Annotated in this window: 19 protein-coding genes; 18 read left to right on the forward strand and 1 reads right to left on the reverse strand. The window is 70.6% G+C overall.

Annotation, left to right across the window (positions count from 1 at the left end; translation table 11 throughout):
- Nucleotides 1-50: 50 nt before the first annotated feature.
- The 18 genes from rho to ACLIYP_RS08510 all read left to right on the forward strand — a co-directional run bounded on the left by rho (nucleotide 51) and on the right by ACLIYP_RS08510 (nucleotide 17,227).
- Entirely contained in the window at nucleotides 51-1,991 is a 1,941-nt protein-coding gene (gene rho / locus ACLIYP_RS08425) for a transcription termination factor Rho (RefSeq protein ID WP_412712507.1), read from the forward strand.
- A gap of 300 nt (nucleotides 1,992-2,291) precedes the next feature.
- A complete protein-coding gene (locus tag ACLIYP_RS08430; RefSeq protein WP_412712508.1) occupies nucleotides 2,292-3,434 on the forward strand; it encodes an LCP family protein in 1,143 nt (380 codons plus the stop codon).
- A gap of 153 nt (nucleotides 3,435-3,587) precedes the next feature.
- Complete coding sequence (gene rpmE / locus ACLIYP_RS08435; protein WP_093661957.1) at nucleotides 3,588-3,815, forward strand: 50S ribosomal protein L31; 228 nt, start codon at nucleotides 3,588-3,590, stop codon at nucleotides 3,813-3,815.
- 95 nt (nucleotides 3,816-3,910) lie between these two features.
- Nucleotides 3,911-4,981, forward strand: coding sequence for a peptide chain release factor 1 (prfA, locus tag ACLIYP_RS08440; RefSeq protein ID WP_412712509.1), 1,071 nt, complete (start codon nucleotides 3,911-3,913; stop codon nucleotides 4,979-4,981).
- Nucleotides 4,982-5,033: 52 nt separating this feature from the next.
- Nucleotides 5,034-5,879 (forward strand): peptide chain release factor N(5)-glutamine methyltransferase, encoded by an 846-nt coding sequence (prmC, locus tag ACLIYP_RS08445; protein ID WP_093661953.1) that lies wholly within the window; start codon nucleotides 5,034-5,036, stop codon nucleotides 5,877-5,879.
- Nucleotides 5,880-6,527 carry an L-threonylcarbamoyladenylate synthase gene (locus ACLIYP_RS08450; protein WP_093661951.1) on the forward strand — a complete coding sequence of 216 codons (648 nt, stop codon included), beginning with the start codon at nucleotides 5,880-5,882 and terminating at the stop codon, nucleotides 6,525-6,527. It begins immediately after the preceding gene.
- Nucleotides 6,524-7,168, forward strand: a complete 645-nt coding sequence (locus tag ACLIYP_RS08455) for an arsenate reductase/protein-tyrosine-phosphatase family protein (protein ID WP_412712510.1) — start codon at nucleotides 6,524-6,526, stop codon at nucleotides 7,166-7,168. Before ACLIYP_RS08450 ends, ACLIYP_RS08455 begins: the two co-directional genes overlap by 4 nt.
- A gap of 108 nt (nucleotides 7,169-7,276) precedes the next feature.
- Complete coding sequence (locus ACLIYP_RS08460; RefSeq protein ID WP_412712511.1) at nucleotides 7,277-8,614, forward strand: MraY family glycosyltransferase; 1,338 nt, start codon at nucleotides 7,277-7,279, stop codon at nucleotides 8,612-8,614.
- A gap of 258 nt (nucleotides 8,615-8,872) precedes the next feature.
- Nucleotides 8,873-9,310, forward strand: coding sequence for a hypothetical protein (locus ACLIYP_RS08465; protein WP_412712512.1), 438 nt, complete (start codon nucleotides 8,873-8,875; stop codon nucleotides 9,308-9,310).
- 228 nt (nucleotides 9,311-9,538) lie between these two features.
- Complete coding sequence (atpB, locus tag ACLIYP_RS08470; protein ID WP_412712513.1) at nucleotides 9,539-10,366, forward strand: F0F1 ATP synthase subunit A; 828 nt, start codon at nucleotides 9,539-9,541, stop codon at nucleotides 10,364-10,366.
- A 77-nt stretch (nucleotides 10,367-10,443) separates the two neighbouring features.
- The gene (gene atpE / locus ACLIYP_RS08475) at nucleotides 10,444-10,680 is read left to right on the forward strand and encodes an ATP synthase F0 subunit C (RefSeq protein ID WP_093661941.1); all 237 of its coding nucleotides are present in this window, start codon (nucleotides 10,444-10,446) and stop codon (nucleotides 10,678-10,680) included.
- A 41-nt stretch (nucleotides 10,681-10,721) separates the two neighbouring features.
- Nucleotides 10,722-11,282: a F0F1 ATP synthase subunit B gene (locus ACLIYP_RS08480; protein ID WP_412712514.1), complete on the forward strand. Its 561-nt coding sequence runs from the start codon at nucleotides 10,722-10,724 to the stop codon at nucleotides 11,280-11,282.
- On the forward strand, nucleotides 11,279-12,103 hold the full coding sequence (locus tag ACLIYP_RS08485; RefSeq protein WP_412712515.1) for a F0F1 ATP synthase subunit delta: 825 nt from the start codon (nucleotides 11,279-11,281) through the stop codon (nucleotides 12,101-12,103). The genes ACLIYP_RS08480 and ACLIYP_RS08485 overlap by 4 nt, the downstream gene beginning before the upstream one ends.
- 120 nt (nucleotides 12,104-12,223) lie before the next feature.
- Nucleotides 12,224-13,795 (forward strand): F0F1 ATP synthase subunit alpha, encoded by a 1,572-nt coding sequence (gene atpA / locus ACLIYP_RS08490; RefSeq protein ID WP_412712516.1) that lies wholly within the window; start codon nucleotides 12,224-12,226, stop codon nucleotides 13,793-13,795.
- Between the two features lie 3 nt (nucleotides 13,796-13,798).
- Nucleotides 13,799-14,713, forward strand: a complete 915-nt coding sequence (locus ACLIYP_RS08495) for a F0F1 ATP synthase subunit gamma (RefSeq protein ID WP_412712517.1) — start codon at nucleotides 13,799-13,801, stop codon at nucleotides 14,711-14,713.
- Nucleotides 14,714-14,718: 5 nt separating this feature from the next.
- The gene (gene atpD / locus ACLIYP_RS08500; protein ID WP_412712518.1) at nucleotides 14,719-16,173 is read left to right on the forward strand and encodes a F0F1 ATP synthase subunit beta; all 1,455 of its coding nucleotides are present in this window, start codon (nucleotides 14,719-14,721) and stop codon (nucleotides 16,171-16,173) included.
- Between the two features lie 90 nt (nucleotides 16,174-16,263).
- A complete protein-coding gene (locus ACLIYP_RS08505; protein WP_093661929.1) occupies nucleotides 16,264-16,650 on the forward strand; it encodes a F0F1 ATP synthase subunit epsilon in 387 nt (128 codons plus the stop codon).
- A gap of 121 nt (nucleotides 16,651-16,771) precedes the next feature.
- Entirely contained in the window at nucleotides 16,772-17,227 is a 456-nt protein-coding gene (locus tag ACLIYP_RS08510; protein WP_412712519.1) for a DUF2550 domain-containing protein, read from the forward strand.
- A gap of 211 nt (nucleotides 17,228-17,438) precedes the next feature.
- On the opposite strand, the gene ACLIYP_RS08515 is transcribed toward ACLIYP_RS08510, so the two are convergent.
- Entirely contained in the window at nucleotides 17,439-19,229 is a 1,791-nt protein-coding gene (locus ACLIYP_RS08515; RefSeq protein ID WP_459076342.1) for a glycosyl hydrolase family 18 protein, read from the reverse strand.
- Nucleotides 19,230-19,272: the final 43 nt, after the last annotated feature.

The raw sequence follows: 19,272 nt of genomic DNA on the forward strand, positions 1-19,272 counted from the left end.
CCGGTCGCCGAGCCAGACAGGCCGACGCCCGCTCCAGGGAAGGACCCTTCGTGAGCGATACCACCGATCTGATGGGCGTGGACGCCGCCGAAGCCGCCGCGCCCGCCACGGACGCCCCTGCCGCGCCCGCATCCGGTACCGCCCCCAGGCGTCGCCGCTCCGGCACGGGCCTCGAGGGCATGGTTCTCGCCGAACTGCAGCAAGTCGCCTCCGGTCTCGGTATCAAGGGCACGGCGCGGATGCGCAAGAGCCAGCTGATCGAGACGATCCGGGCCAAGCAGGCCGAGAACGGCTCGGGCCCCGCCCCCGTCGCCGCTGCCGAGGCCCCGGCCGCCCCCGCCGAGAGCAAGCCGCGCCGTCGCGCGACCTCCAAGGCGCGCACGGGCGAGAGCGCCGAGGGCGCCGGTGAGGCCGCTCAGCAGCAGATCGACATCCCCGGCCAGCCCGTCAGCGACGAGCCCGCCGGTGAGCGCCGTCGCCGCGGCGGCAAGAGCGAGGGCAGGGCCGCCGAGACCCCGGCCGCCGCCGAGGCCGCCGAGGACAGGGGCGACGGCGCCAAGCAGGACAAGCAGCAGGACAAGGGAGGTGACCGCCAGGACAAGGGCGGTGACCGCCAGGGCAAGGGCCGCCAGCGCGACCGCGACCGCCGCAACAAGGACGGCGGCCAGCAGCAGGGCCAGGACGGCGGCAACCGCCAGGGCCGCGGCGACAACCGCGGCGACCGTGACAACCGCGGCGACCGCGACGACGACTTCGAGGGCGGCCGCCGCGGGCGCCGGGGCCGCTACCGCGACCGCCGGGGCCGGAGGGGCCGCGACGACTTCGCCGCCGAGCCGCAGATCTCCGAGGACGACGTCCTGATCCCGGTCGCCGGAATCCTGGACATCCTCGACAACTACGCGTTCGTGCGCACCTCCGGCTACCTGCCCGGCCCGAACGACGTGTACGTCTCCCTGGCCCAGGTCCGCAAGAACGGCCTGCGCAAGGGCGACCACGTCACCGGCGCGGTCCGCCAGCCGCGCGAGGGCGAGCGGCGCGAGAAGTTCAACGCGCTGGTCCGCCTGGACTCGGTGAACGGCATGTCGCCCGAGAGCGGCAAGGGCCGGCCCGAGTTCGGCAAGCTCACCCCGCTGTACCCGCAGGAGCGGCTGCGGCTGGAGACCGAGCCGAACCACCTCACCTCGCGGATCATCGACCTGGTCTCGCCCATCGGCAAGGGGCAGCGAGGCCTGATCGTGGCCCCGCCGAAGGCGGGCAAGACCACGGTCCTGCAGTCGATCGCCAACTCCATCACCCGCAACAACCCCGAGTGCCACCTGATGGTCGTGCTCGTGGACGAGCGGCCGGAGGAGGTCACCGACATGCAGCGGTCGGTCAAGGGCGAGGTCATCTCCTCGACCTTCGACCGTCCCGCCGAGGACCACACCACCATCGCCGAGCTGGCCATCGAGCGGGCCAAGCGGCTGGTGGAGCTCGGCCACGACGTGGTGGTGCTGCTGGACAACATCACCCGCCTGGGCCGCGCGTACAACCTGGCAGCCCCCGCCTCGGGCCGCATCCTGTCCGGTGGCGTCGACTCCACCGCGCTCTACCCGCCGAAGAAGTTCTTCGGCGCCGCGCGGAACATCGAGGACGGCGGCTCCCTGACGATCCTGGCCGCCGCGCTGGTCGAGACCGGCTCGCGGATGGACGAGGTCATCTTCGAGGAGTTCAAGGGCACCGGCAACATGGAGCTCAAGCTCGACCGGAAGCTCGCCGACAAGCGGATCTTCCCGGCGGTGGACGTCGACGCGTCCGGCACCCGCAAGGAGGAGATCCTGATGGGCGCCGAGGAGCTGGGCATCGTCTGGAAGCTGCGTCGCGTCCTGCACGCGCTGGACCAGCAGCAGGCCATCGAGCTGCTGCTGGACAAGATGAAGCAGACGAAGTCGAACGCCGAGTTCCTGATGCAGATCCAGAAGACGACGCCGGCGCCCGGCAACGGCGACTGACCGGCGCCGGCAGCACAGCACAGCACAGCACGGCGAGGGCCGCTCCACCGCACAGGGTGGGGCGGCCCTCGCCGTGCGTCACCGCCGTGCCACCGGTCTGCCGCCGTGCCCGTCCGGCCCGCCCCGGAGGAGGCGCGGAGTGATCAGGCCCGATGGGGGTACGTCGTCGCAAGTGGAGAGGGAAGCCCCTCGCCGACCGCCGTCCGTCCGGCCCGGCCCGGCCCGGCGGCTCCCACGGCGCCGGACGGCTCCGCGGCAGCCCCACACGGCAGGGGAGACGTACGGCAGACGAGGAACGACATGGCGGACGAGGACACCACCACCGGCGGCGGGGAGAGCGGTGGGCAGGAGCGCCGGAGCCCGCGCCCGCGGCGGCGCAGGGGGCTGTACGCGGCCGTGTGGGCCACCGTCGGCGCCCTCGTGCTGGCCGGGGCCGGGCTCGGGCTCGTCTACCTCAGGATCGACGGCAACATCGCTGGCGTCGACATCGACTCCGTCCTGGGCCCCGACCGGCCCGCGGACGTCCCCGACGGCACGCTGGACATCCTCCTGCTCGGCTCCGACAGCCGCTCCGGGGGCAACTCCCGCTACGGCCGCGACGACGGCACGGCCCGCTCCGACACCGCGATGATCGTCCACGTCAACAAGGCCCACGACCGGGCGTCCGTCGTCTCCATCCCCCGCGACACCCTCGTCGAGCGGCCCGAGTGCGAGAAGACCGGCGGCGGCACGGCGCCCGCCGCCCGGCGCGCGATGTTCAACCAGGCGTACGAGATCGGCGGCCCCGCCTGCACCGTCAAGACGGTCGAGTCGATGACCGGCATCCGCATGGACCACTACGTGGAGCTCGACTTCACGGGTTTCAAGAAGGTGGTCGACGAGCTGGGCGGGGTGGAGATCACCGTCACCGAGCCGATCGAGGACGACGACAGCCGGCTGAGCCTGGATCCGGGGCGCCACACCCTGGACGGGGAGCGGGCCCTGGGCCTGGTCCGCACCCGCAAGGGCGTGGGCAACGGCAGCGACCTGGGCCGCATAAAGCTCCAGCACGCCTTCGTCGGGGCCTTCGCCGACCGGGTGGCGGAGGTCGGGGTGTTCTCCGACCCCAAGAAGACCTACGACCTCCTGGACGCCGTCACCTCCCATCTCACCACCGACGCGGCCCTGGCGTCGGCCTCCGACCTGGCCGGCCTGGCCGGGGCCTTGAAGGACATCGGCTCCGAGGACATCGAGACCGTCACCCTGCCGGTGCGCTACTCCTCCGCCGATCCCAACCGGGTGGTGCCGATCGGGGTGCAGACCGAGCGGATCTGGGACGCGCTCAAGGCTGACCGGCCGATTCCCGACTCCGTCACCAAGGGCTCCGCGGCCCAGGAGGCCGCGGAGGCCGGGGACGCCGTGGAAACCGGGAAGGCCGGGGAGGCCGGGGAGGCCGGGGAATAGCATCCGCCGCCACCTGGTTTTGGGAGGTGCGGCCAGTAGTGGCAGACTGGTGCGTCGGTCCCGGTTCACGCGCAGGCAGACATCCCCGCAGCCCGCCCATCGGGCGCGAGGAGCCGGTGCGACCCGGAACCCTCCCGATACCTAGGAGAGACCTTGAAGCGCGACATCCACCCGGAGTACGTGGAGACCCAGGTCAGCTGCACCTGCGGAAACTCCTTCACCACCCGTAGCACCGTCACCGACGGCACCATCCGTGCCGACGTGTGCTCCGCGTGCCACCCGTTCTACACGGGCAAGCAGAAGATCCTCGACACCGGTGGCCGCGTGGCCCGCTTCGAGGCCCGCTTCGGCAAGAACGCCGGGTCGAGGAACAAGAAGTAGCGACCCCGAACGCCGGTCCTCGGCCGTCCCCCAGGGAGGGCCGGACCGGCGTTTTGCCGTCCCGGCAGCCCTCTCTCCACACGAAGGACTCAACGATGTTCGAGGCGGTCGAGGAACTGATCGGTGAGCACGCCGACCTCGAGAAGCGGCTCGCCGATCCCGCCGTCCACGCGGACCAGGCCAACGCCCGCAGACTGGGCAAGCGCTACGCCGAGCTGACCCCGATCGTGGGCGCGTACCACGACTGGAGGCGCACCGGCGACGACATCGCCACCGCCCGCGAGCTGTCCGCCGACGACCCGGAGTTCGCCGCCGAGGTCAAGGAGCTGGAGGCCCGGCGCGAGGAGCTCACCGAGCGGCTGCGGCTGCTGCTCGTCCCGCGCGACCCCAGCGACGACAAGGACGTCATCCTGGAGATCAAGGCGGGCGAGGGCGGCGAGGAGTCCGCGCTGTTCGCCGGCGACCTGCTGCGCATGTACCTGCGCTACGCCGAGCGGCAGGGCTGGAAGACCGAGGTCATCGAGGCCAACGAGTCCGACCTCGGCGGCTACAAGGACGTCCAGGTCGCGGTGAAGACCAAGAGCACCGCCGAGCCCGGCCAGGGCGTGTGGGCCCGGCTGAAGTACGAGGGCGGCGTCCACCGCGTCCAGCGGGTGCCCGCCACCGAGTCCCAGGGCCGCATCCACACCTCCGCCGCGGGCGTCCTCGTCCTGCCCGAGGCCGAGGACGTCGACGTCGAGATCAGTCCGAACGACCTGCGGATCGACGTCTACCGCTCCTCCGGCCCCGGCGGCCAGTCCGTGAACACCACCGACTCCGCCGTCCGCATCACCCACGTGCCCACCGGCATCGTCGTCTCCTGCCAGAACGAGAAGAGCCAGCTGCAGAACAAGGAGCAGGCGCTGCGCATCCTGCGCGCCCGGCTGCTGGCGGCGGCCCAGGAGGAGGCGGAGAGGGAGGCCTCCGACGCGCGCCGCAGCCAGGTGCGTACGGTGGACCGGTCGGAGCGGGTGCGCACCTACAACTTCCCGGAGAACCGGATCTCGGACCACCGGGTGGGCTTCAAGGCGTACAACCTGGACCAGGTGCTGGACGGCGACCTGGACGCGGTGATCCAGGCGTGCGTGGACGCCGACTCCGCGGCCAAGCTGGCCGCGGCTCAGTAACCGTGCGGCGCCCCGGGGCGGGGCGCGCAGGGACGGGTGGAGGACGAGGAACGTGAACGTACTGCTCGCCGAGGTGGCCCAGGCCACCCAGCGGCTCGCCGACGCCGGAGTGCCCTCCCCGCGCTTCGACGCGGAGGAGCTGGCGGCGTACGTGCACGGCGTCAGGCGCGGGGAGCTGCACCGCGTCGCCGACGCCGACTTCGACGCCCGCTACTGGGAGGCCGTCGCCCGCCGCGAGGCCCGCGAACCGCTCCAGCACATCACCGGCCGGGCCTTCTTCCGCTACCTGGAGCTGCAGGTGGGCCCGGGGGTGTTCGTGCCGCGCCCCGAGACCGAGTCGGTGGTCGGCTGGGCGATAGACGCCGTGCGCGCCATGGACGTCGCCGAGCCCCTGATCGTCGACCTGTGCACCGGCTCCGGAGCCATCGCGCTCGCGCTCGCCCAGGAGGTGCCGCGCTCGCGCGTGCACGCCGTGGAACTGGACGACGGCGCGCTTGAGTGGGCCCGCAGGAACACCGAGGGCTCCCGCGTCACCCTCCACCACGGCGACGCCCTGACCGCCCTGCCGGAGCTGGACGGCCAGGTCGACCTCGTCATCTCCAACCCGCCCTACATCCCGCTCACCGAGTGGGAGTACGTCGCCCCCGAGGCACGTGACCACGACCCGCAGATGGCGTTGTTCTCGGGCGAGGACGGACTGGACGTCATCCGCGGCATCGAACGCACCGCGCACCGCCTGCTGCGCCCCGGCGGCCTGGTCGTCGTCGAGCACGCCGACACCCAGGGCGGCCAGGTCCCCTGGATCTTCACCGAGGACCGCGGCTGGGCGGACGCCGCGGACCACCCCGACCTCAACAACCGGCCCCGTTTTGCCACAGCCCGCAGGGAGGTGCCGTAAATGGCACGGCGTTACGACTGCTCCGACGCGACCGACCGCGCGACCGGCCTGCGCGAGGCAGCCTCGGCGGTCCGCCGAGGCGAACTCGTCGTGCTGCCCACGGACACCGTCTACGGCATCGGCGCCGACGCCTTCACCCCGGAGGCCGTCGGCGACCTGCTGGAGGCCAAGGGACGCGGGCGCGGCATGCCCTCACCCGTCCTGATCGGCTCCCCGAACACCCTGCACGGCCTGGTCACCGACTTCTCCGAGCAGGCGTGGGAACTGGTGGACGCCTTCTGGCCCGGCGCGCTCACCCTCGTCGCCCGCCACCAGCCGTCGCTGACCTGGGACCTGGGCGAGACCGGCGGCACGGTCGCCGTCCGCATGCCGCTGCACCCGGTGGCGATCGAGCTGCTGACCGAGACCGGCCCGATGGCGGTGTCGTCCGCCAACCTCACCGGACACCCGGCCCCGCAGACCTGCGACGCCGCCCAGGAGATGCTGGGCGACTCCGTCGCCGTCTACCTGGACGGCGGCCCCACCCCCGACTCGGTGCCCTCCTCGATCGTCGACGTCACCGGCCCGGTGCCCAGGCTGCTGCGCGCGGGCGCGATCAGCGCGGAGGAACTGCGCAAGGTCGTGCCCGACCTCGAGGTCGCCAGTTGACCCCGCCCGCCGGGGCGTCCGAGGAGCATGGCATACCGGTCTTCCGCATCCTCCACGTCTCCACCGGAAACGTCTGCCGCTCGCCCATCACCGAGCGGCTGACCAGGCATGCCCTGGTGGCCAGACTCGGCGACGAGCGGGCCGGCGGGCTGGTGGTGGAGAGCGCGGGGACGTGGGGGCACGAGGGCGCGCCGATGGAGGAGCACGCGGCGGAGGTCCTGCTGGAGTACGGCGCGGACCCGTCCGGCTTCCTCGGCCGCGAACTGCTGGACGAGCACGTCATCAGAGCCGACCTGGTGCTGACCGCCACCCGCGACCACCGGGCGCAGGTCATCTCCATGGGCCACTCGGCGGGACTGCGCACCTTCACGCTCAAGGAGTTCACCCGCCTGGTGCGGGCCATCGACCCCGCCACCCTGCCCGGACCCGACGCCGACGGCGGGGTCGTCGAGCGCGCCCGCGCCCTGGTGCGGGCCGCCGCGGCGCTGCGCGGCTGGCTGCTGGCGCCCAGCGCGGAGGCCGACGAGGTCTACGATCCCTACGGCGCCCCCATCACGTACTTCCGCAGTGTCGGCGAGGAGATCAGCGCGGCCCTGGACCCGGTGGTCACGGCCCTGACGGGGGTTCCGGCGCGGACGTGAGACCGTACCGGGCGGTGCCGGGCGCGCAACCGCCTGCACCGGGCCGTTGTCTAAGGTGTGGTGTCCCGGGCGTGAGCCCGGTGAGCCCGCGAGAGTTCTGGGGAATCCGTGCGTGAATACCTGCTGACGCTGTGCGTCACGGCCGCGGTCACCTACCTCCTCACCGGCCCGGTGAGGAAGTTCGCGATCGCGGCGGGCGCGATGCCCGAGATCCGGGCCCGCGACGTGCACCGCGAACCGACGCCCCGGCTCGGCGGCATCGCCATGTTCGGCGGGCTGTGCGCGGGTCTGCTGGCGGCCTCCCAGCTCACCAACGTCGGCGACGTCTTCCGTCTCTCCGACGAGCCCCGGGCGCTGCTGGCCGGCGCCGGCCTCATCTGGCTGCTGGGCGTCCTGGACGACAAGTGGGGCGTGGACGCGCTGATCAAGCTCGGCGGCCAGATGATCGCCGCGGGCGTGATGGTCTGGCAGGGCCTGACGATCCTGTGGCTGCCGGTGCCGGGCGTGGGCAACGTGGCGCTGACCCCGCTGCAGGGCACGCTGCTGACGGTGGCGGTGGTCGTCGTCACCATCAACGCGGTCAACTTCGTCGACGGCCTGGACGGCCTGGCCTCCGGCATGGTCGGCATCGCGGCCGCGGCGTTCTTCATGTACGCCTACCGGATCTGGTACGGCTACGGCATCGAGGCCGCGGCCCCCGCGACGCTCTTCGCCGCCGTCCTGATGGGCATGTGCCTGGGCTTCCTGCCGCACAACATGCACCCCGCGCGGATCTTCATGGGCGACTCCGGGTCGATGCTCATCGGCCTGGTGCTGGCCGCCGGGGCGGTCTCCATCACCGGGCAGGTCGACCCGGACGTCATCACCGACACCACCGGCTCGGTCAAGACCACGGTCCAGACGATGGTGCCGGTCTACATGCCGGTGCTGCTGCCGCTGACGATCATCGCGGTGCCCATCGCCGACCTGGTGCTGGCGGTGGTGCGGCGCACCTGGCGGGGCCAGTCGCCGTTCGCCGCCGACCGCGGCCACCTGCACCACCGGCTGCTGGAGATCGGCCACTCCCACAGCCGCGCCGTGCTGATCATGTACTTCTGGTCGGCGCTGATCGCCTTCGGCGCGGTGGCCTTCTCGGTGCGCTCCTCCAGCCTGGTCATCGTGCTCGCGATCGTGCTGCTGAGCGCGGTGGGACTGGTGATCCTGCTGCTGCCGAGGTTCACCCCGAGGGTGCCGCGCTGGGCGCAGGCGGTCGTGCCGCCGCGCTACCGCGCCCGGCGCGGGCCGGGGGAGGAGCCGGAAGCGGGGGCGGAGGGTCCGGCGGAGTCCGCCGCGAAGCCCGGGGGCATGGCGAACGGAGCGACATCGCTGCGGGAGCACGACCGCCTGGCGCGGCGCGGGGGAAGGCGCGAGGACAGGGCCGACGACCGGGTCGACAGCCGGTCGTGAGCGGCCGTGCGCCCCACATAGCAGTCTTCCCGGCGTCCGTCAGTACGACGCCGCGCGAGCTACCCCGCTCGTGTGAGAGTCCGCACACGATGTAGGTAAAGACCTCATCAAATAGTTTGTGATACCGTTCACGAGAACCCGGTAACCCCCTGTAAGGACCGTAGTGCGGCGGTCCGACGGGGCGAGGCCTTCGTCCTCGTTCGCCGGGGATACGCTCACCAGCGACGCAAGACGCCCCCGAAACTCGGAGCCTTCCCCATGCAGTCGAACGACGTTCGCATGCTGCTGCACTGCGCCGTCCCGACCGCCGCCGCCGGTGCCGTGGCCGCGGTCGCGGGTGGCGTGTTCGCCGGCGGCCAGGGTGTGATCGGCGCGGCGTTCGGAGCCGTCATCGTGATCCTCTTCATGGGGATCGGTCTCACCGTGCTCCAGTGGGTCGCCAGGTCCTTCCCGTACCTGTTCCAGGCCATGGGCCTGATGCTCTACACGACGCAGATCCTGCTGCTCGCGGTCGTGCTCGCAGTCTTCAAGAACACCACGCTGTTCGACACCAAGGTGTTCGCCTTCTCCCTGCTCGGGACCACCCTGGTGTGGATCGCCGCCCAGGCCCGCGCGCACATGAAGGCCAAGATCCTGTACGTGGAGCCCGAGTCGTCCAAGGAGAACGGCCCCGCCGTGCAGGGGTCCAAGCCGTGACGCGTAGGGCCGGGATAAAGGCGCTTTCGAACTCCTGCTATCGTCCGGTGCCAACTGCGGTATCGCAGGCGCGGGTGGCTGAATCCGCTGGTTCGTCCACAGGTTCTCCGGGACGGAAGCGGCAGCCAGCGCAGCCCATCAGCCGCCCCCAGAATCGCAAGTCCAGTCCAGTGCCGTTCCGCGGCCGTGCGCCGCGCCGACACATCGAGGTTGCCGTACCCATGCGCCATGTTGAAGGAGCCCGCGGTGAGTTCTGACCAGATGCTCGCCTTCGAGGTCGACTGCCACATCTTCGACGGGTGCGGCTTCCCTGCTCCGGGCCTGCACTCGTTCATCTTCGAGCCGATGTTCACGATCGGCGGGTTCGAGTTCAACAAGCCGATCCTGCTGGCGCTGCTGAGCACGGTCGTGGTCGTCGGCTTCTTCTGGGCCGCCTTCAACAAGCCGAAGCTGGTGCCCGGCAAGCTGCAGATGGTGGGCGAGGCCGGCTACGACTTCGTGCGCCGCGGGATCGTCTACGAGACGCTCGGCAAGCGCGACGGCGAGAAGTTCGTGCCCTTCATGGTGGCGCTGTTCTTCTTCATCTGGATCATGAACCTCTGGTCCATCGTCCCGCTGGCCCAGTTCCCGGTGACCTCGATCATCGCCTTCCCCGCCGGTATGGCGCTGCTCGTCTACGTCACGTGGATGTACCTGACGTTCAAGAAGCACGGCTTCGGCGGCGGTCTGAAGAACCTCACGGGCTACGACAAGTCGCTCGGCGCGGTCCTCCCGCTGGTCGTCGTGATCGAATTCTTCTCGAACACGCTGGTCCGCCCGTTCACGCACGCGGTCCGGCTCTTCGCCAACATGTTCGCCGGCCACCTGCTGCTGGTGATGTTCACCATCGCCGCCTGGTACCTGCTGAACGGCATCGGCATCGCCTACGCCGGCGTCTCGTTCGTGATGGTGATCGTCCTCACCGCGTTCGAGCTCTTCATCCAGGCAGTCCAGGCGTACGTCTTCGTCCTCCTGGCCGCCAACTACGTGCAGGGCGCGCTCGCCGAGCACCACTGAGCCCCCTCGCGCCACCCAACCCCTGGCTGTCCGGTGGCCAACCCCCACCGGTTCATGAAGAAGAAGGAAGATACGGCATGTCCGACCTTGCGAACCTCGCCGCTGTCACTGGTTCCCTCGGCTCCATCGGCTACGGCCTGGCCGCGATCGGTCCCGGCGTGGGCATCGGCATCATCTTCGGCAACGGCACCCAGGCCCTGGCCCGCCAGCCCGAGGCCGCCGGTCTGATCCGCGCCAACCAGATCCTCGGCTTCGCCTTCTGTGAGGCCCTGGCCCTGATCGGCATCGTCATGCCGTTCGTGTTCGGTCAGTGAGCAAGACCCACTGACAGCCTCTTTCGACGAAAGGCACTGATGTGAACGCCCTGGTACAGCTGGCGGCGGAGGAGCCTCAGAATCCTCTGGTCCCGCCGATCCCAGAGCTCGTCATCGGCCTGATCGCGTTCGCCATCGTCTTCGGGTTCCTCGCCAAGAAGCTCCTCCCGAACATCAACAAGGTTCTGGACGAGCGGCGGGAGGCCATCGAGGGCGGCATCGAGAAGGCCGAGGCGGCCCAGATCGAGGCGCAGCAGACCCTCGAGCAGTACAAGGCCCAGCTCGCCGAGGCCCGCCACGAGGCCGCGCGCCTGCGCCAGGAGGCGCAGGAGCAGGGCGCCGCGCTCATCGCCGAGATACGCGCGGAGGGTCAGAGGCAGCGTGAGGAGATCATCGCCGCCGGTCACGCCCAGATCGAGGCCGACCGCCGGCAGGCCGCGCAGGCGCTGCGCCAGGACGTGGGCAAGCTCGCCACCGACCTGGCCGGCAAGCTGGTCGGCGAGTCCCTCGAGGACGTCGCCCGCCAGAGCCGCACGATCGACCGCTTCCTCGACGAGCTCGAGACGAAGGCGGCCTCCGCCGAGACCGGAGCCGCCCGATGAACGGAGCGAGCCGCGAAGCACTGGCCGCAGCGCGGGAGCGACTGGACGCGCTGACGGACTCCACGTCCGTCGACGCGGCCCGGCTCGCCGACGAGCTGGCCGCGGTCACCGCGCTGCTCGACCGCGAGGTGTCGCTGCGTCGGGTCCTGACCGACCCGGCGCAGCCCGGCGAGGCCAAGGCCGAGCTGGTCGGGCGCCTGCTGGCCGGCCAGGTGGGCGGCGAGGCCGTCGACCTGGTCTCCGGCATGGTCCGCTCCCGCTGGTCGCGCTCGCGCGACCTGGTGGACGCGGTCGAGCAGCTCGCCGACGTGGCCGACCTCACCGCGGCCGAGCGCGACGGCACCCTGGACGACGTCGAGGACGAGCTGTTCCGGTTCTCCCGGACGGTCGCCTCCTCGCCGGAGCTCCGCGCCGCCCTCGGCGGCAAGGTCGCCGACGACGAGCTGAAGGCCGCCAAGGCCGAGCTGCTGCACCGGCTGCTCGGGGGCCGGGCCAAGCCCGCCACCGAGCGGTTGGTCGTCCGCCTCGTGAAGCAGCCGCGTGGCCGTAGTCTTGAGGGAGGGCTCGAAGCCCTCTCCGGGCTGGCAGCCGAGCGCCGCAACCGCTCGGTCGCCGTGGTCACGACCGCCGTACCGCTCAGCGACCGCCAGAAGCAGCGCCTGGGCGCCGCGCTGGCGAAGCTGTACGGGCGCGAGGTGCACCTCAACCTCGACGTGGATCCCGAGATCCTCGGCGGAATCAGGGTGCGCATCGGCGACGAGGTCATCGACGGCACCGTCTCGGAGCGCCTGGAGTCGGCGACCCGGCGGATGGCGGGCTGACCCGGCGGCCGGCGGACGGTACGGCCGCAGGCACCAAACCAACTCAAGAAGCAGTACTGGCGGCCCGAGTTGGGCCGTAGCAGACATATACGGGCCCAACAAGGAGAGCAGGGAACCCAGATGGCGGAGCTCACGATCCGGCCGGATGAGATCCGGGACGCGCTGGAGAACTTCGTCCAGTCGTACAAGCCGGACGCGGCCTCGCGCGAAGAGGTCGGGACGGTCAGCCTTGCCGGTGACGGCATTGCGAAGGTCGAGGGTCTGCCCTCGACCATGGCGAACGAGCTGCTGAAGTTCGAGGACGGCACCCTCGGCCTCGCCCTCAACCTCGAGGAGCGCGAGATCGGCGCGGTCGTCCTCGGCGAGTTCAGCGGCATCGAGGAGGGCCAGACGGTGCGCCGCACCGGCGAGGTCCTCTCCGTCGCGGTCGGCGACGGTTACCTCGGCCGCGTCGTCGACCCGCTGGGCAACCCGGTCGACGGCCTCGGCGAGATCGAGACCGAGGGCCGCCGCGCCCTCGAGCTGCAGGCCCCCACGGTCATGCAGCGCAAGTCGGTGCACGAGCCGATGGAGACGGGCTACAAGGCCGTCGACGCTATGACCCCGATCGGCCGCGGCCAGCGCCAGCTGATCATCGGCGACCGCCAGACCGGCAAGACCGCCCTGGCGATCGACACGATCATCAACCAGCGCGACAACTGGCGCTCCGGCGACCCGAACAAGCAGGTCCGCTGCATCTACGTCGCCATCGGCCAGAAGGGCTCCACCATCGCCTCCGTGCGCGCGGCGCTGGAGGAGAACGGCGCGCTGGAGTACACCACCATCGTCGCCGCCCCGGCGTCCGACCCGGCGGGCTTCAAGTACCTGGCCCCCTACACCGGCTCGGCCATCGGCCAGCACTGGATGTACCAGGGCAAGCACGTCCTGATCATCTTCGACGACCTGTCCAAGCAGGCCGACGCCTACCGCGCCGTGTCCCTGCTGCTGCGCCGTCCGCCGGGCCGCGAGGCCTACCCGGGCGACGTCTTCTACCTGCACTCCCGGCTGCTGGAGCGCTGCGCCAAGCTCTCGGACGAGATGGGCGCCGGCTCGATGACCGGTCTGCCGATCATCGAGACCAAGGCGAACGACGTGTCGGCGTTCATCCCGACCAACGTCATCTCCATCACCGACGGCCAGTGCTTCCTGGAGTCCGACCTGTTCAACGCGGGCCAGCGCCCGGCGCTGAACGTCGGTATCTCCGTCTCCCGAGTCGGTGGCTCGGCCCAGCACAAGGCCATGAAGCAGGTCTCCGGCCGGCTCCGCGTGGACCTCGCCCAGTTCCGCGAGCTGGAGGCGTTCGCCGCCTTCGGCTCCGACCTGGACGACGCCTCCAAGGCGGCGCTGGAGCGCGGCAAGCGCATGGTCGAGCTGCTCAAGCAGTCGCAGTACGCGCCGTACCCGACCGAGGACCAGGTCGTCTCCATCTGGGCGGGCACCACCGGCCGCATGGACGACGTCCCCGTCGAGGACATCCGGCGCTTCGAGAGCGACCTGCTGGAGCACCTGCACCGCGAGCGCAAGGACCTGATGACCGGCATCCGCGAGGGCGGCAAGATGTCCGACGACACCCTCCAGTCGCTGTCGGACGCCATCGCCTCCTTCAAGAAGCAGTTCGAGACCTCGGACGGCAAGCTGCTGGGCGAGGGCTGATCCATGGGCGCGCAGGTCAGGATCTACAAGCGGCGGATTCGCTCCGTCAGCGCGACCAAGAAGATCACCAAGGCGATGGAGATGATCTCCGCCTCGCGCATCGTCAAGGCACAGCGCCAGGTGGCCGCGTCGACTCCGTACGCCGACGAGCTGACCCGGGCCGTCGCCGCCGTCGCCACCGGTTCCAACACCCAGCACCCGCTGACCACCGAGTCCGAGAAGCCGGTCCGGGCCGCGGTCCTGCTCGTCACGAGCGACCGCGGACTGGCCGGCGGCTACTCGGCCAACGCCATCAAGAAGGCCGAGCGGCTGACCGAGCGGCTGCGGTCCGAGGGCAAGGAGGTCGACGCCTACATCGTCGGCCGCAAGGGCGTGGCCTACTACGGCTTCCGTGACCGCAAGGTCGCCCAGTCGTGGACGGGCTTCACCGACCGCCCGGTCTACGCCGACGCCAAGGCCGTCGCCGGACCGCTGATCGAGGCGGTCCGCAAGGACGCCGCCGAGGGCGGAGTGGACGAGCTGCACATCGTCTTCACCGAATTCGTGTCGATGATGACGCAGAACCCGGTCGACAAGCGGCTGCTTCCCCTCAGCCTCGGCGAGGCCAGGGGCGAGGTGGAGAGGAAGGAGCAGGTCCTCCCGCTGTTCGACTTCGAGCCGTCGGCGGAGGAGGTTCTCGACGCCCTGCTGCCGCGGTACGTCGAGAGCCGGATCTACAACGCGCTGCTCCAGTCCGCCGCCTCCGAGCACGCCGCCCGCCGGCGTGCGATGAAGTCGGCGACGGACAACGCCGAGGACCTCATCAAGTCGCTCACGCGGCTTGCCAACCAGGCCCGCCAGGCCGACATCACCCAGGAAATCAGCGAGATCGTCGGTGGTGCCAGCGCGCTGGCCGACGCTTCTGCGGGGAGTGACTGACAACTATGACCACCACTGTTGAGCCGACCGCTGCGGCGGGCGTGGCCACCGGCCGCGTCGCGCGGGTCATCGGCCCGGTCGTCGACGTGGAGTTCCCCGTCGACGCGATGCCGGAGATCTACAACGCGCTGACCGTCGAGGTCGCCGACCCGGCCGAGGAGGGTGCGAAGAAGACCCTCACCCTCGAGGTCGCCCAGCACCTGGGCGAGGGCCTGGTCCGCGCGATCTCCATGGAGCCGACCGACGGCCTGGTCCGCCAGGCCCCGGTGACCGACACCGGCCGCGGCATCACCGTGCCCGTCGGCGACGTCACCAAGGGCCGGGTGTTCAACACCCTGGGCCGCATCCTGAACGAGCCGGAGGCCGAGTCCGAGGTCACCGAGCGCTGGGAGATCCACCGCAAGGCCCCGGCCTTCGACCAGCTCGAGTCCAAGACCGAGATGTTCGAGACCGGCCTGAAGGTCGTCGACCTGCTGACCCCGTACGTCAAGGGCGGCAAGATCGGTCTGTTCGGCGGCGCGGGCGTCGGCAAGACCGTCCTCATCCAGGAAATGATCATGCGTGTGGCCAAGCTGCACGAGGGCGTTTCCGTGTTCGCCGGCGTCGGCGAGCGCACCCGTGAGGGCAACGACCTGATCGAGGAGATGGCCGAGTCCGGCGTTCTCCCGCAGACCGCGCTGGTCTTCGGCCAGATGGACGAGCCCCCGGGCACCCGTCTGCGCGTGGCCCTGGCCGGTCTGACGATGGCGGAGTACTTCCGCGACGTCCAGAAGCAGGACGTGCTGTTCTTCATCGACAACATCTTCCGCTTCACCCAGGCCGGTTCCGAGGTCTCCACCCTGCTGGGCCGCATGCCCTCCGCGGTGGGCTACCAGCCGAACCTGGCGGACGAGATGGGCCTCCTCCAGGAGCGCATCACCTCCACCCGCGGCCACTCGATCACCTCGATGCAGGCGATCTACGTGCCCGCGGACGACCTGACCGACCCGGCCCCGGCGACGACCTTCGCCCACCTGGACGCGACCACCGTTCTGTCGCGTCCGATCTCGGAGAAGGGCATCTACCCGGCGGTGGACCCGCTGGACTCCACCTCCCGGATCCTGGACCCGCGCTACATCTCGCAGGAGCACTACCAGTGCGCCACCCGCGTCAAGGGGATCCTGCAGAAGTACAAGGACCTCCAGGACATCATCGCCATCCTCGGTATCGACGAGCTCGGCGAGGAGGACAAGCTGGTCGTCCACCGCGCCCGCCGTATCGAGCGCTTCCTGTCGCAGAACACCCACGCGGCGAAGCAGTTCACCGGCCTGGACGGATCGGACGTTCCGCTGGACGAGTCGATCGCGGCCTTCAACGCGATCGCCGACGGCGAGTACGACCACTTCCCGGAGCAGGCGTTCTTCATGTGCGGTGGCCTGGACGACCTCAAGGCCAAGGCCAAGGAGCTGGGCGTCTCCTGACGTCCGCGCCCCACGGCAGGGGGCGGGTCCACCCGCCCCCTGCCCCCGCGCACCGTTATCCTGTGAAAACCCCAGTTTCGAGGAGCCACTGTGGCTGAGCTGCACGTCGAGTTGGTCGCCGCGGACCGCAAGGTCTGGTCGGGCGAGGCCAGCCTGGTCGTCGCGCGCACCTCGTCGGGTGATATCGGCGTCATGCCCGGCCACCAGCCGCTGCTCGGTGTGCTGAAGCCGGGCCCGGTGACGATCCGTACGACCGGCGAGAGCGGGGGCGGCACCGTCGTCGCCGCGGTGCACGGCGGCTTCATCTCCTTCGCGGACAACAAGCTGTCGCTGCTCGCGGAGATCGCGGAGCTTTCCGAGGAGATCGATGTCCAGCGCGCCGAGCGTGCGCTGGAGCGGGCGAAGTCGGAGGCGGACGCCGCCGCCGAGCGCCGCGCCGAGATCCGGCTTCGGGCCGCCCTGGCGAGCGCGCGCTGAGACCCGCGCACATGTACGTGCCCCAGCCGCGGACCGCACCGGAGCATCGCTCCGGAGCGGTCCGCGGCTGAGGTGATTGCTGGCTGCTGTACGGACGGACGAGGCGAGGAGGTCGGTGAAGATGGTCCTCGCTCTCGTGCTGTTCGGGGCGGTGCTGGCTCTGGTGCTGCTGGGGCTGTTCGCCTTCGGGCTGCGGCGGCGGCTGATCCAGCGGCCGGGCGGCACCTTCGACTGCAGTCTGCGGTGGAACGCGCCGGACGCCGGAGAGGGAGCCGAGGCCGGCGGCAAGGGCTGGGTGTACGGCGTCTCCCGCTACAGCGGTGACCGGATCGAGTGGTTCCGGGTCTTCTCCTACGCGCCGCGGCCGCGCAGGCTGCTGGAGCGGGAGGCGATCGAGGTGCTGGAGCGCCGCAGGCCCGAGGGGGACGAGGAGCTGGCGCTCCTGTCGGACTCGGTGATCCTGGCCTGCTCGCACCGCGGCACCCGGGTGGAGCTGGCGATGAGCGAGGACGCCCTGACCGGCTTCCTCGCCTGGCTCGAAGCAGCCCCCCCAGGCCAAAGGGTGAATGTCGCCTGAGCGGTTTCCCCGGTGCTTGGGGGTCCCCCCGGACGGAGTCTGGGGGAGGGTGAATGTCGCCTGAGCGGTTCCCCCGGTGCCTGGGGGTCCCCCCGGACGGAGTCCGGGGGAGGAGGGCCTGCACGGACAGCGAACCGGGGAGACGGCTTACGGGCCGTCTCCCCGGTTCTGTCACTTCCGGTGGTGCGTGGGGCGGGTCACCGCCCGGGCGTCACTTGTTCAGCCCGTTGTGGATGGCGGTGATCAGCTCGCCGTTCGCGGTGTCTCCGCTGATCTCCCAGAAGAAGGCTCCGCCGAGGTTCTGCTGCTTGGCGTAGCTCATCTTCCCCGTGATGGTGGCCGGGGTGTCGTAGCTCCACCACTCGTTGCCGCAGTGCGCGTACGCGGTGCCGGCGACGGTGCCGTTGGCCGGGCAGCGCTCCTTGAGGATCTTGTAGTCCTCGATGCCGGCCTCGTACTTGCCGGGCGCGGCGCCGGTGGCGGTGCCGCCGGGCTCCTTCTGGGTCACACCGGTCCAGCCGCGGCCGTAGAAGCCGATGCCCAGCAGCAGCTTCTTGGCCGGGACGCCCTTGGCCTTGAGCTTCTGGATCGCGGCGTCGGAGTTGAACGCCTGGTTCGGTATGCCGGCGTACGACGTCAGCGGTGAGTGCGGGGCGGTCGGCCCGGTCTTGTCCCAGGCGCCGAAGTAGTCGTACGTCATCACGTTGTACCAGTCGAGGTACTGGGCCGCGCCGCCGTAGTCCGCCGAGTCGATCTTGCCGCCGCTGGAGGCGTCGGCGGTGATCGCCGCGGTCACGAGCTGCTTGCCGAACTCGGCGCGGAACGCCTGGGCCATGGTCCTCATCACGGCCGGGCCGCTGGTGTCACAGGTCAGACCGCAGGCGTTGGGGTACTCCCAGTCCAGGTCGATGCCGTCGAACAGGCCCTGCCAGCGGGGGTCGTTGACCAGCTGGTTGCAGGACTTGGCGAACGCGACCGGGTTCTTCATGGCGTCGGGGAAGCCGCCGGACCAGGTCCAGCCGCCGAAGGACCACAGGACCTTGATGTGCGGGTACATCTTCTTCAGCTTCAGCAGCTGGTTGAAGTTGCCGCGCAGCGGCTGGTCCCAGGTGTCGGCCTTGCCGTCGACGCTCTGCTCGGCGGTGTAGGCCTTGTCGGTCGCGGCGAAGGCGTCACCGATGGTGCACTTGCCGCCCTGGACGTTGCCGAAGGAGTAGTTGATGTGCGTCAGCTTCTCGGCGGAGCCGGAGGTGACGATGTCCTTCACGTGGTAGTTGCGCCCGTAGATGCCCCACTCGGTGAAGTACCCCAGGTTGACGTACTGGCCCGGGGTGCCGCCCCCGCCGTCGCCGCCGGTGGTCCTGACGGTGACGGAACCGCTCGCCGGTCCGGTCTGGTCGGCGGTGTCGCGCGCCACCACCGAGTAGGTGTAGGTGGTGCCCGCCGTCAGGCCGGAGTCGGTGTGCGAGGTGCCGGTGACGGTGGCGACCTTGGTGCCGTTGCGCAGGACGTCGTAGTTCTTGACGCCCTTGTCGTCGCTCGCGGCGCCCCAGTTCAGCTTGACGGAGGTGTCGGTGATGCCGCTCGCGGTGGGGGTGCCGGGTGCGCCGGGCGGGGCGTCCTCGGGGTTCCCCCCGCCCGAGCCGTCGCAGGGGCGGCCGTTGACGGTGCAGTTGGAGGGGGAGCCGGTGCCGGTGCCGTTGAAGCCGAAGCTGACGCTGGCGCCGGGGGCCAGGGTGCCGTTCCAGCCCATGTTCTTGGCGGTGTAGGTGTTGCCGGAGTTGGTGACGGTGGCGTCCCAGGCGGAGCCGACCTTGGTGCCGGTGGGGAAGTCCCACTTCAGCGTCCAGCTGCTGATGGTGGTGTCACCGGTGTTCTTGATCGTCCACTTGCCCTCGAAGCCGCTTCCCCAGTCGGAGGGCTTGGAGAAGGTGGCGGTCGCCTGCTCGGCGGCCTGGGCCGGGGAGGCCAGGGCGACCAGGGCGCCGAGGGGCATCAGCATCGCGGCCGCGACGGCTATGGCTTTCCGTCTGATGCGGTGTGCG

The sequence above is a fragment of the Streptomyces nanhaiensis genome, assembly GCF_046614825.1.
Lineage (GTDB): Bacteria > Actinomycetota > Actinomycetes > Streptomycetales > Streptomycetaceae > Streptomyces > Streptomyces radiopugnans.

Bases quoted from the DNA above. Each gene is read 5' to 3' on its own strand.
- atpB (WP_412712513.1), top strand. From the start codon at position 9,539: ATGTTGAAGGAGCCCGCGGTGAGTTCTGACCAGATGCTCGCCTTCGAG.
- ACLIYP_RS08515 (WP_459076342.1), bottom strand. From the start codon at position 19,229: ATGCTGATGCCCCTCGGCGCCCTGGTCGCCCTGGCCTCCCCGGCCCAG.
- ACLIYP_RS08495 (WP_412712517.1), top strand. From the start codon at position 13,799: ATGGGCGCGCAGGTCAGGATCTACAAGCGGCGGATTCGCTCCGTCAGC.
- ACLIYP_RS08485 (WP_412712515.1), top strand. From the start codon at position 11,279: ATGAACGGAGCGAGCCGCGAAGCACTGGCCGCAGCGCGGGAGCGACTG.
- ACLIYP_RS08510 (WP_412712519.1), top strand. From the start codon at position 16,772: ATGGTCCTCGCTCTCGTGCTGTTCGGGGCGGTGCTGGCTCTGGTGCTG.
- atpA (WP_412712516.1), top strand. From the start codon at position 12,224: ATGGCGGAGCTCACGATCCGGCCGGATGAGATCCGGGACGCGCTGGAG.
- atpD (WP_412712518.1), top strand. From the start codon at position 14,719: ATGACCACCACTGTTGAGCCGACCGCTGCGGCGGGCGTGGCCACCGGC.
- prfA (WP_412712509.1), top strand. From the start codon at position 3,911: ATGTTCGAGGCGGTCGAGGAACTGATCGGTGAGCACGCCGACCTCGAG.
- atpE (WP_093661941.1), top strand. From the start codon at position 10,444: ATGTCCGACCTTGCGAACCTCGCCGCTGTCACTGGTTCCCTCGGCTCC.
- ACLIYP_RS08465 (WP_412712512.1), top strand. From the start codon at position 8,873: ATGCAGTCGAACGACGTTCGCATGCTGCTGCACTGCGCCGTCCCGACC.
- ACLIYP_RS08450 (WP_093661951.1), top strand. From the start codon at position 5,880: ATGGCACGGCGTTACGACTGCTCCGACGCGACCGACCGCGCGACCGGC.
- ACLIYP_RS08430 (WP_412712508.1), top strand. From the start codon at position 2,292: ATGGCGGACGAGGACACCACCACCGGCGGCGGGGAGAGCGGTGGGCAG.